The 15294-nt window shown below is 64.1% G+C and carries 14 protein-coding genes; 5 read left to right on the forward strand and 9 right to left on the reverse strand.

What is annotated here, in order from left to right:
• Nucleotides 1-8 precede the first annotated feature (8 nt).
• Nucleotides 9-1613: a glycosyltransferase family 39 protein gene (locus QXZ85_RS10620; protein WP_315761341.1), complete on the forward strand. Its 1605-nt coding sequence runs from the start codon at nucleotides 9-11 to the stop codon at nucleotides 1611-1613.
• 62 nt (nucleotides 1614-1675) lie between these two features.
• Here the strand turns inward: QXZ85_RS10620 and QXZ85_RS10625 are convergent, their stop codons facing one another.
• From QXZ85_RS10625 to QXZ85_RS10645, 5 genes are all read right to left on the reverse strand, one after another.
• Nucleotides 1676-2005 carry an HPr family phosphocarrier protein gene (locus tag QXZ85_RS10625; RefSeq protein ID WP_315701929.1) on the reverse strand — a complete coding sequence of 110 codons (330 nt, stop codon included), beginning with the start codon at nucleotides 2003-2005 and terminating at the stop codon, nucleotides 1676-1678.
• Entirely contained in the window at nucleotides 2002-2403 is a 402-nt protein-coding gene (locus tag QXZ85_RS10630; protein WP_006611446.1) for a PTS sugar transporter subunit IIA, read from the reverse strand. The genes QXZ85_RS10625 and QXZ85_RS10630 overlap by 4 nt, the downstream gene beginning before the upstream one ends.
• A gap of 132 nt (nucleotides 2404-2535) precedes the next feature.
• The gene (locus QXZ85_RS10635) at nucleotides 2536-3060 is read right to left on the reverse strand and encodes an HPr kinase/phosphatase C-terminal domain-containing protein (RefSeq protein WP_315761338.1); all 525 of its coding nucleotides are present in this window, start codon (nucleotides 3058-3060) and stop codon (nucleotides 2536-2538) included.
• Complete coding sequence (locus QXZ85_RS10640) at nucleotides 3057-4865, reverse strand: sensor histidine kinase (protein WP_315701927.1); 1809 nt, start codon at nucleotides 4863-4865, stop codon at nucleotides 3057-3059. Before QXZ85_RS10640 ends, QXZ85_RS10635 begins: the two co-directional genes overlap by 4 nt.
• A gap of 114 nt (nucleotides 4866-4979) precedes the next feature.
• Nucleotides 4980-5681 carry a response regulator transcription factor gene (locus tag QXZ85_RS10645; protein ID WP_008966744.1) on the reverse strand — a complete coding sequence of 234 codons (702 nt, stop codon included), beginning with the start codon at nucleotides 5679-5681 and terminating at the stop codon, nucleotides 4980-4982.
• Nucleotides 5682-5895: 214 nt separating this feature from the next.
• Between QXZ85_RS10645 and QXZ85_RS10650 the strand changes: the two genes are divergently transcribed.
• Both QXZ85_RS10650 and QXZ85_RS10655 read left to right on the forward strand, forming a co-directional pair.
• A complete protein-coding gene (locus tag QXZ85_RS10650) occupies nucleotides 5896-6636 on the forward strand; it encodes a HugZ family protein (protein WP_315767743.1) in 741 nt (246 codons plus the stop codon).
• Nucleotides 6637-7036: 400 nt separating this feature from the next.
• Nucleotides 7037-8653, forward strand: coding sequence for a phosphoenolpyruvate carboxykinase (locus QXZ85_RS10655; RefSeq protein WP_316174054.1), 1617 nt, complete (start codon nucleotides 7037-7039; stop codon nucleotides 8651-8653).
• 145 nt (nucleotides 8654-8798) lie between these two features.
• Here the strand turns inward: QXZ85_RS10655 and QXZ85_RS10660 are convergent, their stop codons facing one another.
• Nucleotides 8799-9620, reverse strand: a complete 822-nt coding sequence (locus QXZ85_RS10660) for a thioesterase family protein (protein ID WP_315701925.1) — start codon at nucleotides 9618-9620, stop codon at nucleotides 8799-8801.
• Nucleotides 9621-9718: 98 nt separating this feature from the next.
• Nucleotides 9719-12232, reverse strand: coding sequence for a glycogen/starch/alpha-glucan phosphorylase (locus tag QXZ85_RS10665; RefSeq protein WP_315701924.1), 2514 nt, complete (start codon nucleotides 12230-12232; stop codon nucleotides 9719-9721).
• A gap of 241 nt (nucleotides 12233-12473) precedes the next feature.
• On the opposite strand from QXZ85_RS10665, the gene QXZ85_RS10670 reads away from it, so the two are divergent.
• The gene (locus QXZ85_RS10670; protein ID WP_315701923.1) at nucleotides 12474-12935 is read left to right on the forward strand and encodes a GNAT family N-acetyltransferase; all 462 of its coding nucleotides are present in this window, start codon (nucleotides 12474-12476) and stop codon (nucleotides 12933-12935) included.
• A 209-nt stretch (nucleotides 12936-13144) separates the two neighbouring features.
• Entirely contained in the window at nucleotides 13145-13576 is a 432-nt protein-coding gene (locus QXZ85_RS10675) for a hypothetical protein (protein WP_316174056.1), read from the forward strand.
• Between the two features lie 48 nt (nucleotides 13577-13624).
• Here the strand turns inward: QXZ85_RS10675 and QXZ85_RS10680 are convergent, their stop codons facing one another.
• Both QXZ85_RS10680 and pyrE read right to left on the reverse strand, forming a co-directional pair.
• Nucleotides 13625-14374, reverse strand: a complete 750-nt coding sequence (locus QXZ85_RS10680) for a DUF2865 domain-containing protein (protein ID WP_315703115.1) — start codon at nucleotides 14372-14374, stop codon at nucleotides 13625-13627.
• Nucleotides 14375-14627: 253 nt separating this feature from the next.
• Nucleotides 14628-15191 (reverse strand): orotate phosphoribosyltransferase, encoded by a 564-nt coding sequence (pyrE, locus tag QXZ85_RS10685; RefSeq protein WP_315701921.1) that lies wholly within the window; start codon nucleotides 15189-15191, stop codon nucleotides 14628-14630.
• Nucleotides 15192-15294: the final 103 nt, after the last annotated feature.

Genomic DNA, 15294 nt, shown 5'->3' on the forward strand with positions numbered 1-15294 from the left:
GAGAGGCCATGTCGAGCACGTCTTTTCTTCCCGCGACGGCGCGTGCGCGCGGCCGAGCCCCTCTCGCCCGGATGTCGGCCTGGATCGCGGCGCGCGCCAGCGATCCCGCAACCGGCCTGTGGCTGGTGGTCACGTTTGCGGTCCTGCACGCGGTGCTCTGGACCGTGATCCTGACCAATCTGAAGGCGGCGCAGGACATCCATATGGATGTCGCGGAGGCCTATGCCTGGGGCAGCAAGTTCCAGCTCGGCTATGGCAAGCATCCGCCGCTGTCGGGCTGGATCGCCGGCCTCTGGTTCATGGTCTTTCCGGTCAAGGATTGGGCGACTTACGCGCTGGCCATGACCACCGTCAGTGTCGGCCTCGTCATCTGCTGGTTCATCAGCCTCAAGGTGGTTGATCGGCGCCGGGCGTTCTTCGTCGTGGTCATGCTCGCGCTCTATCCGATCTTCAATTTCAAGGGCTTCAAATACAATCCCGACCTGCTGCAGCTGGTCACGCTGCCGCTCGTGATGCTGGCCTATCTCAACGCCTTCAAGAAGCGCAGCGTCGTTTCCGGCATCTGGCTCGGCCTTGCCGGCGCGGCTGCCCTGATGACGAAATATTGGGTGCTGACGATGATCGGCGCGATCGGGCTGGCTGCGCTGATCCATCCCGAGCGGCTTAGATTCCTGGCCTCGCCCGCGCCCTGGGTCGGCATCGCCACGATGATCGTCGCGATGATTCCGCACCTCGTGTGGCTGTGGGACGTCGATTTCGTGCCGCTGACCTACGCGGGTGACGTCTACACGCTGTCGGATCGGGGGAGGGCCGCGCAGCTCGTGCTCGGCTATGTCGGCCATAATCTGGCGCTGCTCGCGCTCCCGATTGCGCTCGCCGCCCTGGTTCTGGCGTGGCCGCCGCGCTGGGCTTTCCGCAATTGGCGCTCTGGTCCAAATCCCGGCGTCAATGTCAGCCAGGCGCTCAATGTCTGGATGGTGCAGGCGATCGTGGCGATCGGGCCGCCGCTCGGTGGGCTTGCCTTCACGATCTATATGAAGACCGACTGGGGCATCTCGCTGTTCTTCCTGGTGCCGCTGGCGCTGGTCGCCATTCCCGCTCTGCGTATCCGCCAAGCGGTGGTGGTTCGTTTGACCACGCTGTGGCTCGTGCTCTCGCTGCTGACCCTGGTGGCCTCGCCCTCGATCGCGCTGCGCGAGATGAAGGCGAGCCCAAATGGCTCGACGAGTTATGCGGCCCGGTCGCAATTGGCCCGTGAGCTGACCGACGCCTGGCATGCCCGCTTCGGCTCGCCCTGGCCGCTCGTCGCCGGCTATTCGGAGATGAACACGCCGATGACGTTCTACAGTCCCGACCACCCGCGGCCGTTCACGGTGCCGTTCATGGCGGACGAGACCTGGGGATCGGGCTTGACCTCGCTGGAGGATCTCAACCGCGAAGGCTTCATCGGGATCTGCGACACGACCGATAACCGGATCGCCGCCTGCGAAGCCTGGATGGCGCAGCAGGCGCCCAAGGCCGAGAAGCTCGTGATGACCACACAGCGCTTCTTCCGCGGTCAGCCGGGTCCTGCGATCGAATGGAAGATCTTTATTCAGCCGCCGGGGAAGTAGCCCGGAGCGCGTGATTCCGAGACGCCGCGTCACGACCGCCAGGAATGACGGCAAGGGCCGGCTTACACCCCTTCTTCGTGAAACTTGTCGTTGACGAGCTCGGTAATCGCCTGGAGGGCGGCTTCGGCCTCAGGTCCGGCGGCGGAGACCAGGATCGTGGTCCCAGGGGCGGCGGCCAGCATCATCAGGCCCATGATCGAGCGCCCGCCCACGGTTTCGCCGCCGCGGGTCACCCAGACTTCGGCCTGAAACTGCTCGACCGTCTGGACGAATTTGGCCGAGGCGCGGGCGTGCAAGCCGCGCTTGTTGGTGATCAGGAGCTCCCGGGATAACGCATCTGCGGGCACCGCTGGCCCGGCGACGTGGTTCTGGGGAGCGTCCTCGTCACTCATTTGCCGGCGAGCACACGGCTGGCGATCGTCACATATTTGCGGCCGGCTTCCTGGGCCATGGCGATCGCGTCCGGCAAGGAACGCTCCTCGCGGACCTTGGCCAGCTTCACCAGCATCGGCAGGTTGATTCCGGCGAGCACCTCGACCTTAGGTCGGCTCATGCAGGAAATCGCGAGGTTCGACGGCGTGCCGCCGAACATGTCGGTCAGAATGGCAACGCCATCGCCGGTATCGACGCGGTTCACGGCTTCGATGATATCGCTGCGACAGAGATCGGAGTCATCGTCCGCGCCGATTGTCACGGCTTCGATTTGTTTTTGAGGACCCATGACATGCTCGAGCGCCGCTCTGAACTCGTCGGCGAGGCGCCCATGGGTCACCAGTACCAGGCCAATCATTGGATACTCCTCGCGGGCGCCTTGGGTGCACCGCACGAACGCGCCACTTTGACCATCCAGAGCCCCTGCGCAAGAGGGGATGTGTAGCAGTCTCCCGGAATCTGACTTGCGGAAGGGGAGGCAGTGCGCGGTCTATTCGGGCGCGATAGTGCCGGTGATATGGTTACCAATTCCCTTCACACAATCGGCCGAAAGGTTACTGGAACATGAAGTTTGAGTAGTAGTCAGTTCGGCTACAACCAATGGGAGGGGTGAAAACCCGCGTCCCACCGGGATTCTCGGTAAAGAAGCACCATAGAGTTCGCACCGGAGGGATTCCGGCGCGGGCAACCGCGCCGCATCGTCTGCCATCAAATCGACAACGAGTCCGACCCTGGCCTCGGACACGAAGTCGCAGGCTCGGATTCCGAGGCCGCGAATCTCGATCAGGCCAGCCAAGGCCGGGGCCGGGCTGACCCATATTTCTTTGCCGGCTGTGGCGAGATGAACACGGTCGTCGCCCACGAGGATCGTGGGGGAAATCTGTCCCGCGCGGCCCGCCAGAATGAGCTCGAAGGCGAGGCGGGATTTGCCGGAACCGGAAGGCCCCCGGATCAGCACGGCACGGTCGCCGACTTTGACGGCGGAGGCGTGGACGCTGGCGCCCACCGCACTCATGGCGCGGGTAGCCGGACGATAAAGCGGGCGCCGGCGGCCGTAGGCATTCCATCGGCGTCCACCGGACCGGGGCGGTTCTCGGCCCAGATGCGTCCGCCATGGGCCTCGATGATCTGCTTGGAGATCGAGAGCCCGAGCCCCGAATTCTGGCCAAAGCCCTGGTGCGGCCGGTCGGTATAGAAGCGCTCGAAGATCCGCTGCAGGGCGTCCTCGCGAATGCCGGGGCCGTCATCGTCGACCACGATCTCGATCTCGGAGCGCACGCGGCGGCAGGTGATGCGGACCTTGCCTCCGGGAGCGGAGAAGGATTGCGCGTTCGACAACAGGTTCGAGATCACCTGGCCGAGCCGCGAATCGTGGCCGGGAACGGAGAAGGTGTCGTTGACGCCGCGCCCCTCGAACCGGACCTCGACGCCGACGTCATGGCCGAGCTTGGTCTCGTTGGCGACCGAGGTCAGCGTCGTCAGCAGCCGCCGCACGTCGACCAGGGTCATGTCCTGGCGCTGCAGCTCGGCGTCGAGCCGGCTCGCATCGGAAATGTCCGAAATCAGGCGGTCGAGCCGCTTCACGTCATGCTCGATCACTGCGAGCAGCCGGCTGCGGCTGTTGTCGTTGCGCGCCAGCGGCAGCGTTTCGACGGCCGAGCGCAATGAGGTCAAGGGATTCTTCAGCTCGTGCGCGACATCGGCGGCAAACATCTCGATCGCCTCGATGCGGTTATAGAGTGCTTCCGTCATGTCGCGCAGCGCACCGGACAGATGACCGATCTCGTCGCGGCGACGGGTGAAGTCAGGGATCTCGACACGGGTCTTGATTCGGCGGCGGACGCGCTCGGCGCTGTCGGCAAGTCTCCGCACCGGCCCTGCGATCGTGCTGGCCAGCAGCAGCGAAAGCACGATCATGACGGCGGAGGCGACGCCGCCGACCTTCAGAATCGCAAGCCGTTCGGCCGTCACCATCTGGTCGATATCGTCGCCCTGCGTCGACAGCATCAAGGCGCCGTGGATCGTTCGCGAGCGTTGCACGGGAACGGCGACCGAGACGATCACCTCGCCCCGCACATTGACCCGCACCATGCTGCGCTTCTGGCCGCGCAGCGCATCGGCAACTTCCTCATAGGCGTTGCCGTTTTCGGGTCCATGTTCGCGATAGAGCGGCAGATCGCCGCGATTGAGCCAGGTGCGCACCGAGATCAGAGCGCGCTCGGCCAGTCCGGGCTTTTCCGAAGCCGGCGGCGGCAGATCGAAGCGCAGCACGTTTTCGAGATTGCGGCTGTCGAGCAGGATCCCGCCATTGGGATCGTAGATGCGCGCCCGCGTCTTGGTCGGTGAGATGAGCGTGCGCAGGACGGGAGCGACGCGCTCCGGATTGATGGGGAAGTCGAGTGGCGAATATTCATCGGGCGCGCCGTAGCTTTCGCCCGGCTTGAGGTCGAGCAGCCGTTCCGGATCGATGGTGATGGTGTTGGTCTGCACGGTCGCGGAGGCGGCGATCGCGCCCGCGATGATTTCGGCCTGCACGAGCAGGCTCTGCGCACGGGCATCGATCAGGCCGGCGCGGAACTGCGAGAGGTAAAGAATGCTCGCGACCAGCGCCAGCAGGCCCGCGATGTTCAGCGAGACGATCCGCCGGGTCAGGCTGGAGAACGAGAGCGCGAACAGGAATTGCCCGGCGCGCCGCAGCCAGCTCAGCGGCCGCTGCCAACCCGAGACGGCAGGCGTCTCTTCCGGGGCGTTGTCGATCACGACAGCCGCCGATGTGCCTTCCGCATTCAGGCCGTGGTCAGGATGCGTTCGATCGAGCAATGGGTGGTGCCCCGTTTTCGGCGTTGCTGCGCCCGGCAGTCCGCCTCGACGCAGTCTACCCCAATGAGGTCACGCCGTCAGCGCGCGAACCGCGCGCTGCGACCCGCAGCGGCCTCAGGTTTCCTTGAAGCGATAGCCGACACCGTAAAGGGTTTCGATCATCTCGAAATCCTCGTCGACCATCTTGAACTTCTTGCGCAGCCGCTTGATGTGGCTGTCGATCGTGCGGTCGTCAACATAGACCTGATCGTCATAAGCCGCATCCATCAGCGCGTTGCGGCTCTTGACGACGCCGGGACGCTGGGCCAGCGCCTGCAGGATCAGAAACTCCGTGACCGTCAAGGTCACCGGCTCGTTCTTCCAGGTGCAGGTGTGCCGCTCCGGATCCATCCGCAACAGGCCGCGATCGAGCGCCTTGGCGTCATTCTCCTTCGGCAGCGCCGTCGGATCCTTCGGCTGCGAGCGCCGCAACACCGCCTTGACGCGCTCGACCAGGAGACGCTGCGAGAACGGTTTGCGGATGAAATCGTCGGCACCCATCTTGAGGCCGAACAATTCGTCGATCTCTTCGTCCTTGGAGGTCAGGAAGATCACCGGCAGATCGGATTTCTGCCGCAGCCGACGCAAGGTCTCCATGCCGTCCATGCGCGGCATCTTGATGTCGAGGATAGCGAGATCGGGCTGGCTGGTGCGGAAGCCGTCGAGGGCCGATGCCCCGTCGGTGTAGGTCATGATGCGATAGCCTTCGGCCTCGAGTGCGATCGAGACGGAGGTCAGGATGTTGCGGTCGTCATCGACCAAGGCGATTGTGGGCATGAGCCTGCTTTCACAGTCTGGTTAGCTGAAACGGCGAGCAATCCAGCTAGGCGCCGCATAAATGGCTTCGAACGTGGTCAACGAGCAATGCAAGCTGGGCTGAAGTGTGACCGAGTTCCACAAAACGCGTGACGAAGCGCGCGTCGCAGTCCGAAACAAGGCCCCTTTAGCCGAAAAAACACCCTCATTGCAACAGGATGGGCGAGAGATAACCATGCAGCCGACTTCTGATTTTAATCCGTCCCACCTTGCCAAATCGCTACTGCGCCGGAGCCGGCAGGGGGCATTGGCGACGTTGATGGTCGACTCCGGCGATCCCTATTGCTCGCTAGTGAACGTCGCGAGCTCGCCTGATGGCTCGCCGATCCTCTTGATTTCAAGGCTCGCCGTGCACACCAAGAACGTCTTGGCCGATCCGCGGGTCTCGCTGATGCTGGACGAGCGCGCGCCGGGCGACCCGCTGGAGGGCGCGCGGATCATGCTGCTGGGTCGCGCGGAACAGGTCGGCGCCGAGCAACGCGATACCTTGCGAAGACGGTATCTGAATGCTCACCCGTCGGCAGAAAATTATGCCGATTTTGCTGATTTCTCGTTTTTTCTGATTCGCCCGTCGGGACTGCACCTGGTGGCCGGATTCGGGCGCATCCTTGATCTGAAGCCGGCGCAATTCCTGACCGACACGTCGGATGCTGCCGGTTTGCTCGAAGCAGAACAGGGCGCCGTCGACCACATGAACGCCGATCACCGCGAGGCGCTCAGCCTTTACGCCACTCGGCTGCTCGGAGCCGAACAGGCCGACTGGCGCTGCACGGGATGCGATCCCGAGGGCCTCGATCTCGTAGCTGATGGCAAGGTGCTGCGGCTGGATTTTCCGGAGCGCGTGACCTCGCCCGGCGAGTTGCGCAAGATGCTTGTGAGGCTGGCCGAGGAGGCGCGCGCAAAGCGGCTTGCTTGAACGCTGCCGTCGTTAGTCGCGACTTGAGCGTCCGCAGACGAGAACAATGTGCGGTCGGGATGGTCGCGACAGCCGCGCCGGCAAGGGTCGCGCGCTGTTGCGCGTCGCGCAAGCGATGGCGGCCAAGTCCAGCTCATTAGTATGATGATTACTGCGACGCAGCATCGGCTGTTCCGCATCGCGTCGCTTTGTCACTGCGCCTAACACTTGTTGATGTGCATCGGGCCGGCAGCGGTGCAATAAGCAATTGGCGCGGATCGTCTTGGCAAGCCCGGCGTTGGTTAGTATTAGGTCCAAGCCCGAGCCATGACAGGCAATGCGTAACGGTAACGGTCAACGCGCAACAAGCGCTTTCAATCGATCGCGCAGTATAGACGCGGACTCTCAGGAGGGGACTTTCGTGCAAGAGACGGGTATTCGCAACGGCGCCTTCGGTGCTGATAAGTTCGGCTTGAAGAATCTGAAGCAGGTGCATTGGAATCTCGGTGCGCCGCAGCTCTACCAATATTCGCTCGCGGCGGGCGAAGCGGTGCTGTCCGCGGATGGTGCCTTGTGCGCGGACACCGGCGAATTCACCGGGCGCAGCCCCAAGGACAAGTTCACGGTCCGCGATGCTTCCACCGACAAGAAGATGTGGTGGGCGGGCAATCAGTCGATCACTTCGGAGCAGTTCGAAACGCTCTATCAGGATTTTCTCAAGCACGCCGAGGGCAAGCGGCTGTTCGCGCAGGATCTCTATGGCGGCGCCGATCCGAGCTTCCGGATCAAGACGCGCGTCTTCACCGAGCTCGCCTGGCACTCGCTGTTCATCCGCACGCTCCTGATCCGCCCTGAACGGATCGAGCTCGACACCTTCGTGCCGGAGCTCACCATCATCGACATGCCGAGCTTCCGCGCGGACCCGAAACGTCACGGCGTGCGCTCGGAGAACGTCGTTGCGATCGATTTCGCCCGCAAGATCGTCCTGATCGGCGGGTCTTATTATGCGGGCGAGATGAAGAAGAGCGTGTTCACCACGCTGAACTATTATCTGCCGGAAAAGGGTGTGATGCCGATGCATTGCTCGGCCAATGTCGGGCCGAACGGCGACACTGCGGTCTTCTTCGGTCTCTCCGGTACCGGCAAGACCACGCTCTCGGCCGATCCGAACCGCACGCTGATCGGCGACGACGAGCACGGCTGGGGCGGCGACGGCGTGTTCAACTTTGAGGGCGGCTGCTATGCCAAGTGCATCAAGCTGTCCAAGGAGGCCGAGCCGCAGATCTACGCCGCAAGCAAGCGCTTCGGTGCGGTGCTCGAGAACGTCGTGCTCGATGAGGACAGCCGCGAGGTCGACTTCAACGACGGCTCCAAGACCGAGAACACGCGCTCTGCCTATCCGTTGGATTTCATTCCCAACGCCTCGCGCACCGGACGCGCGCCGCATCCGAAGAACGTGGTGATGCTGGCCGCCGATGCCTTCGGCGTGCTGCCGCCGATCGCCAAGCTTTCGCCGGCCCAGGCGATGTACCACTTCCTGTCCGGCTACACCGCCAAGGTCGCGGGCACCGAGCGCGGGCTCGGCAAAGAGCCGCAGCCGGAATTCTCGACCTGCTTCGGCTCGCCGTTCCTGCCGCTCGATCCGGCAGTCTACGGCAACATGCTGCGGCAGCTGATCGCCGAGCACAATGTCGACTGCTGGCTGGTCAACACCGGCTGGACCGGCGGCAAATATGGCGTCGGCAGCCGCATGCCGATCAAGGTGACGCGCGCGCTGCTGACGGCGGCGCTCGATGGTTCGCTGCGCAATGTCGAATTCCGCACCGACAGGTATTTCGGCTTTGCGGTGCCGACCGCGCTGCCGGGCGTGCCCAGCGAGATCCTCGATCCCGTCAACACCTGGAGGGACAAGGCCGAGTTCGATGAGACCGCGCGTGCGCTGGTCGGCATGTTCCAGAAGAACTTTGCCAAGTTCGAGGCCCAGGTCGACGCCGAGGTCCGCGCGGCGGCGCCGGATCTGAAGCTGGCAGCGGAGTAGTTCGCCGCCCTGTTCTGGAATACTGGATCGCCCGGTCAAGCCGGGCGATGACAGTTGTAGGGGCGGCGTCTTTCTCGACGCAAACGCGATGCGGTGTTTATGAGCTTCGCCGGGACGACGCCGAGCGCGCCGAGGCGTGGTGGCCTCACGCCTTGAAATAGGCGATCTGTGTCGTGGTCGCGAGCAGGCGTCCCGACGGCGACCACAATTCGCCGTGCTGGTCCTGATAGCTTCTGTTGAAGACCTTGGCGTCGGCGACCGCGAGCACATGGGTGATGTCTTCGGCCGCGAGGTCGTCGCGGCCGACATGGAAATAGGTCGTCAGCGATACCGTGCCGAACGGCACCAATTCGCCGCGCGCGTGGAAGACGCGGCCGAAGAACGCGTCCGACATCGACATGAGCGACAGCATGTCGAGCCTGCGCGGCTTGCGGTCGGAGATCCAGAGCTTGGAATAGGCGCTCTGCGGCTCTGCCTTGGCGCCGCCAGCGAGATCGGGCTGGCCCTCGACGAAGCGAAAATCATACTGCCGGGTCCACGACATTCCTGTATCGGCATGCCGCTTCACCTGATCGAAAGGCGGGGCGTCCGGCCTTTGCGCCGGCTGGTGCGACCAGGACGGGCGACGCTCGGCAAACACAGCGGTGGCGACGGTGGCCGGATCGGCATCGCCCTGGCTCAGTTCGACATACCAATGCTGCGAGGAGCGGTTGGCCTTGACCAGGCGGACGTCGAGATCGAACGGGCCTTCCGCGATCGGCGCGCAATAATTCACCGTCAGCGCCAGCGGATCTCCCGCAGCGTGCGGATGCTCGATCAGCGCGCGCAAGACGGTGGCCGCGGTGACGCCGCCGAACGGGCCGACAAAGGCCCAGTAATCCGGGCAGGTCCTGCCCTGCCAGCGGCTATCACCGGCGGTGACGCGGGTGGCCTGGTCGAAGAGGTGGTCCATCATTGTGCCGGGCATGCGTTTCTCTCTGACGCTCATCGTATGATGAGCATCAGGTCAAAGGCAATGACGTCCGACGTCATTGCCGGCATGCGCGCCGTGCTCTGTGTGAGCTGTCAGCCCCGCTGAGCCTGCGGCTCGATCGCCCCGATCGGCCCCACCGGCACGTTCCAGATATCGTCGGCATATTCGCGGATGGTGCGGTCGGAGGAGAACCACGCCATCCGTGCGACGTTGAGGATCGAGGCGCGCGTCCAGGCCGGCATCACCTGCCAGCGCGCGTCGATGCCGCGCTGCGCCTCGTAATAGGAATCGAAATCGGCTGAGACCATGTAGTGGTCGAGATGGCGCAGCGCGTGCGCGATCGGCTGGAACCGGGATAGGTCATCGGGCGAGAACTCACCTGATCCGATTGCATTGATCGCGCGCGCAAGCCGCGGCGAGCGCTGGATGATGTCGCTGGCATCGAGCCCCTGCTGCCGCCGTGCCACCACTTCCATCGCCTCCATGCCGAAGATCGCGATGTTCTCCGCGCCGACATTGTCGCGAATTTCGATATTGGCGCCGTCCAGCGTGCCGATGGTGATGGCGCCGTTCAGCGCGAGTTTCATGTTGCCGGTGCCGGAGGCCTCCATGCCGGCCGTCGAGATCTGCTCCGAGAGGTCGGCGGCGGGAATGATGGATTCCGCCAGGCTGACATTGTAGTCGGCGAGGAACACGATCTTGAGCCGGCCGCCGATGGCCGGATCGTTGTTGACGACCTCGGCAACGTCGTTGATCAGCTTGATGACGAGCTTGGCATAGCGATAGCTGGCCGCGGCCTTGCCGGCGAAGATCTTTACCCGCGGCACCCAGTCGCGCTGCGGCTCGTCCTTCATCGCCTGATAGAGCGCGATCGCCTCCAGAATGTTGAGCAGCTGGCGCTTGTATTCGTGGATGCGCTTGATCTGCACGTCGAACAGCGCGGCCGGATCGAGCCGGACGTTCATGCGCTCCCCGACCAGCCGCGCCAGCTGGATCTTGTTGTGATGCTTCACCGCGCGGAATTTCTGGTGGAAGCCGCTGTCGCTGACATAGTCCTCGAGCCCTGCGAGCAGCGTGGGATCATCGACGACGGCGTCGCCGCAGGATTCGCGGAGCAGATCGGTCAGCTTCGGATTGGCCAGCATCAACCACCGACGGAAGGTGATGCCGTTGGTCTTGTTGGTGATGCGGCCGGGATAGAGATGGTTGAGATCGTGGAACACGGTCTCCTTCATCAGGTCGGAGTGCATCGCCGAGACGCCGTTGATCCGGTGCGAGCCGACGAAGGCGAGCTGGCCCATGCGCACGCGGCGGCCGCTCTTCTCGTCGATCAGCGAGACTGAGGCGCGGTAATCGATATCGCCGGGCGCGCGCTCCTCTGCGAGCGCCAGATGTTGCGCATTGATGCGGTAGATGATTTCGAGATGCCGCGGCAACAGCCGTTCGAACAGCTCGACCGGCCAGGTTTCGAGCGCCTCCGGCAGCAGCGTGTGGTTGGTGTAGGACAGGGTGGCGACCGTGATCTTCCAGGCCTCGTCCCAGCGGAAATTGTGCAGATCGACCAGGATGCGCATCAGCTCGGCCACCGCGAGCGAGGGATGCGTATCGTTGAGTTGCACCGCGGCCTTCTGCGGCAGGCTGCGGAGGTGGCCGTCGGACGCGAGATGCCGCTTGACGAGATCCTGCAGCGAGGCGGACACGAAGAAATATTCCTGCCGCAGCCTGAGCTCGCGTCCCGCAGGACTCTCGTCGTTCGGATACAGGAACTTGCAGATCGCCTCGGCGCGCGCTTCCTCGGCGGAGGCGCCGAGATAATCGCCGGCGTTGAAGACGTCGAGTTTGAGCGGATCGGGCGAGCGCGCGGACCACAGCCTGAGCGCATTCACGTGATGGCCGCGCCAGCCGACGATCGGCGTGTCATAGGCCACCGCCTGGACCGTCTCGCCGGGATGCCAGATGGCGCGGTCGCGCCCCCCCTTCTCATCCACATGCTCGACACCGCCGCCGAAATGGACGTGGTAGACGATCTCCGGCCGCTGGAACTCCCAAGGGTTACCGAACGAGAGCCACACGTCCGGATATTCCTGCTGCCAGCCGTCGACGATGACTTGCCGGAACAGGCCGTAATCATAGCGGATGCCGTAGCCGATCGCCGGGATCTGCAGGGTCGACATGCTCTCCATGAAGCAGGCCGCGAGCCGGCCGAGGCCGCCATTGCCCAGCGCGGCATCCGGTTCGGATTTGCGAAGATCGGAGAGGCCGACGCCGAGATCGCCGAGTGCGGTCTCGAACACCTTCATCAGGCCCATGTTGTTGAGCGCGTCGGTGAAGAGCCGGCCGATCAGGAACTCGAGGCTGAGATAATAGACCCGCTTGCGGCCGGCGTCGTAGCTCTCCTTGTCGGCGGTCAGCCAGCGGTGCACGATGCGGTCGCGCAATGTCAGCGCCGCGGCGTAGTACCAGTCGTGCTGGGTCGCCTGACTCGCCTCCTTGCCGATCGCAAGGCGCAGCTTGGCCAGAATGTCGCTCTTGATCTCCGCCACCGCCAGTTCGTCGACGGGCTGGCCGGTGCTTACAAAGCTGCGCTGGGGCGGTTGGTTTGTCACCGTGGAACCTGTGATGCTGATGTCAGTCCAGTGAAGAGCATACGACGGATGCGCCGCCTTCGGAAACCCGGAGCGGTCCGGGGCAGTGGGAATGCTGACAAGTTATGCAAGGTTCAGGCCGAGTTCCTGCTGTTGCAACCGAGCGGAATCGATGATGTCGCGAACGTGCGACGCAATAGGTGGGCGCACTGACGACGCGGCGTGATCAAACTGCAGTGAGCGACGGTGGGGAGTGGAGCAGATGCCGGAAGCAAGGTTGGCGCGGCCAGATGACCTGGATGGCGTGATTGCGCTTTTCCAGGCGTCCGAGGTCAGCGCCGTTGTTGGCCCACGCGAGCGTGCGGCTCATGTGTGGGAACGGATCCTGTCGCGCGAAGGTGTGGCGGTTTTCGTTTCGGAGATCGATGGAGCGGTCGTCGCAACCTGCATGCTGATCACCGTGCCCAATCTCTTGCGCTCCGGCCGCCAGCACGGGTTTCTCGAAAATGTCGTAACGCATCCCGAGCATCGCGGCCGTGGTCACGGCCACGCCGTGGTTGCTGCGGCTCTGGACGAAGCGTGGCGGCAGGACTGCCATCATGTGCTGCTGCAAAGCGGCCGAACCGACCCGCGCGTGCGCCGCTTCTACGAGAGCTGCGGCTTCAGGTCAGATGTGCGGACGGCCTACGTGGCGCAGCGCTCGCAGGACCTCTGCCATCCGTGAAGTCGCGCTGCAAACTCATAAGCGCGGCCAGCTGGGCAACAGGCCCGATAGCTCGTTTCCTGCGCTTGGCTTTCGCCAGGACGACGATAAATCAGCTCTTCACAAGTGCGCAAGAACAAATTAAGAACATCTGTGATAGGAGCTGTAGACGCTTTGATTCGGTGCCCCCGGCGCCATCACACCTCATCCGCGCATCCAGCGAGGACACCATGTCCAGTATCGCCTTCGATCCCCTGGCTCTCACCCGCATTGCCGATTTCGCCCGGACCTTGTCGCGGCTGCACCGGACGGCGCGCCGCCGCCCGGTCGATGACGACCAGATCGACCGCGAGTTCAATGCAGTCTGCCTGTCGATCTGGGGCTATACGACCGACGACATTTCCGACGACCTGTTCTCCGCCACCGATCACACCTTCCTCGATGGGCTGGACGAGGCGGGGGCGCGCATCTTTGCCGCCGAGCAGGGTTATGACCTCGTCGATGACGACGGCATGCTGACCGACTGGTGGGGATTTTGCTGGATGATCCTGGCCGAGAAGCGCGGCCTGTTGACGCCGGAGAACCGCGCCGCGGCGCGGGTTGCGATCGAGGAGAAATATCTCACCGCGCCGAACGTGATCGGCGTGATCGTGGGGCGGTGAGCCGGCAAGTCCTTGCGCGGCATTGCGCCCTGCGCGAGCGCTGACCGATCAGTCCATTTCCGCGCGCTTGTCGCGGCCGGGCACGGCTTTCGGCGCGATACTCAAAGGCGGCGCCACGCTGGCGGTGATATCGGCAGATGCCGGGTCGGTCGCTGCTATGTCAGCACGCACCGGCGCGACCTTCAGCTCGGTCAGGCGGGCGCGGACCTCGTTCGTCAATCCCGGATAGGATGCCACCGGCGTGAAGTCGGCAGCTTGTGCCGTGCCGCCGCGCGGTCCGGTATAGGCAACCAATCCCTCGGTGGTGGCGACGACATCGCCCGGACGCAGCGAATTGTCGAGCGCCAGATCGACCGGCGCGAGGCCGGCGGGATCGCGGCCGTTGCAGGTGCAGTCCGCGCGGAGCGCCTTGCGATAAGCGAAGGCATTCTCGCTGTCCGCATAGCGCTCGCCGTTCGCCGCCGCGGCGTAATCGATGCTGGAGCCGAAATAGACCTTGGTTGCACTGGCTGGGCAGAAGGCCTGGCACATCTGCGCCGGCGAGGCGAGGCCGCGCATCAGCGGGAAATAGCGTCCATCGCAGGTCCGCACGCAGAAGGCGGGTCCCGAGCCGGAGGCCGCCGTGCGCGGCTGCGGCTGGGCTTGCGGATTGTTGCCGAAGGGGTCGAAGCCATTTCCCTGTTGCTGTCGCTGCGGCTTGGTGAAACCGCCGAACAGGAAATCGAACAGGTTCTCGGCTGCTGCTCGCTGCGGCATCATGGCGATCGATCCGGCCAGCGCCAGCGCGACGATCGGCATGATGTGCCGCCGCCACGGGTGCAAAGACGAGAATTCGTTACGCAACGCCCACTCCCATCCGCAACAGCCACAATCCAGGCGCGCCGCTGCCCGAGATCATGAGACCTCAAACACGCCATCCTTGTGGCGCGGCCTGTCAGCTTTGCGGTAACCTTAACGGAGGATGGTAAATGAGCGGTATGCGTTGCTGCTCGCCCGGCGGATTTGAAGTCGTGATCGGCTCATCCGCGCACTCTTGGTCGGCATCGGACCACTAGGCCGAGAGGAACTCGCTGGCCTTGTACAGCGCGCGGAACGGCAGGCCGGCCTGTGCAAAGGTTTCCGCCGCGCCCTCCTCACGATCCACCATGGTGAACACCAGCGCCACGTCGGCGCCGGCCTCGCGCAGGGCTTCCACCGCCTTCATGGCCGAGCCGCCGGTGGTGGTGACGTCCTCAACCACGACGATGCGCTTGCCGGCCAGGGTCTCGTCCTTGGCGAGCCCTTCGATGGCGAGCCGTGCGCCATGCTCCTTCGGCTTCTTGCGCACGAAAAAGGCCGCGATCGGATGGCCCTTGATCCAGGAGATCTGCGCGATGGCGCCGGCAAGGGGCACCGCGCCCATCTCGAGCCCGCCGATATAGTCGAAATGCTCGTCCTTCAGCGCCTCATAGGTGAGCTCGGCAAGCAGCGTGGCTCCCTCCGGGTCCATCATGGTCGGCTTCAGGTTGAAATAGAAATCGCTCTTGCGGCCCGAGGCCAGCGTGACTTCGCCACGGCCGAACGAGCGCCTGCGAATGATCTCGAAGAGGCGGGCGCGGGAGGCGGATTTGGACACGGTCATCGATCCCCGTTTGGCTTGGCAGGGGTTGGCAATTATCAGCGGCCCGGCGCTCATGCCACCGGACGAGCCAGCCCGTCAACAGCGGCGAGGCGGCGCC

Origin of the sequence: Bradyrhizobium sp. SZCCHNGR1005 (genome assembly GCF_032489995.1) — a bacterium.
GTDB lineage: Bacteria > Pseudomonadota > Alphaproteobacteria > Rhizobiales > Xanthobacteraceae > Bradyrhizobium.

Coding starts and splice junctions, on each gene's coding strand:
- QXZ85_RS10620 (WP_315761341.1), top strand. CDS start 9: ATGTCGAGCACGTCTTTTCTTCCCGCGACGGCGCGTGCGCGCGGCCGA.
- QXZ85_RS10625 (WP_315701929.1), bottom strand. CDS start 2,005: ATGAGTGACGAGGACGCTCCCCAGAACCACGTCGCCGGGCCAGCGGTG.
- QXZ85_RS10630 (WP_006611446.1), bottom strand. CDS start 2,403: ATGATTGGCCTGGTACTGGTGACCCATGGGCGCCTCGCCGACGAGTTC.
- QXZ85_RS10635 (WP_315761338.1), bottom strand. CDS start 3,060: ATGAGTGCGGTGGGCGCCAGCGTCCACGCCTCCGCCGTCAAAGTCGGC.
- QXZ85_RS10645 (WP_008966744.1), bottom strand. CDS start 5,681: ATGCCCACAATCGCCTTGGTCGATGACGACCGCAACATCCTGACCTCC.
- QXZ85_RS10650 (WP_315767743.1), top strand. CDS start 5,896: ATGCAGCCGACTTCTGATTTTAATCCGTCCCACCTTGCCAAATCGCTA.
- QXZ85_RS10660 (WP_315701925.1), bottom strand. CDS start 9,620: ATGCCCGGCACAATGATGGACCACCTCTTCGACCAGGCCACCCGCGTC.
- QXZ85_RS10670 (WP_315701923.1), top strand. CDS start 12,474: ATGCCGGAAGCAAGGTTGGCGCGGCCAGATGACCTGGATGGCGTGATT.
- QXZ85_RS10675 (WP_316174056.1), top strand. CDS start 13,145: ATGTCCAGTATCGCCTTCGATCCCCTGGCTCTCACCCGCATTGCCGAT.
- QXZ85_RS10680 (WP_315703115.1), bottom strand. CDS start 14,374: ATGCCGATCGTCGCGCTGGCGCTGGCCGGATCGATCGCCATGATGCCG.